The following is a 397-nucleotide window of genomic DNA, read 5'->3' on the forward strand; positions in this document are numbered from 1 at the left end:
TCCCCCGCGTCCACTCCCGCCCTCCCCGCGCCCCTGCCGTACGGCACCTGGCCCTCGCCCGTCACCGCACAGGCCGTCGCCGACGCCTCGGGCTCCACCTCCTGGCCGCAGGGCGTCGGCACGGAGAACTGGTGGTGCGCCTCCGACCCGGCCACGGACACCGTCCGCCTCCTGCGCAACGCCCCCGGTGCCGAGGACGCCGTGCCCGTACTCGCGCCCGGCGTCTCGGTCCGCAACCGCTCACTGGGGTACGGCGGCCGGCCCTACTGGGCCCGGCCCGCCGCCGATCCGGAAGGCACCCACCTCCTGGTCTTCACCGACCACCGCGACCAGCGCCTGTACGCCGCCGACGTCCCCACGCTCCCGGACACCGGGGCGGACGCTCCCCGGCCCCGGC

Annotated in this window: 1 pseudogene; it reads left to right on the plus strand. The window is 77.8% G+C overall.

The annotated features are described in order from the left end of the window. A pseudogene (locus ACOV8S_RS31515) lies at positions 1 to 397 on the plus strand (hypothetical protein); the annotation flags it as partial.

This window comes from Streptomyces sp. CO7 (genome assembly GCF_053474865.1).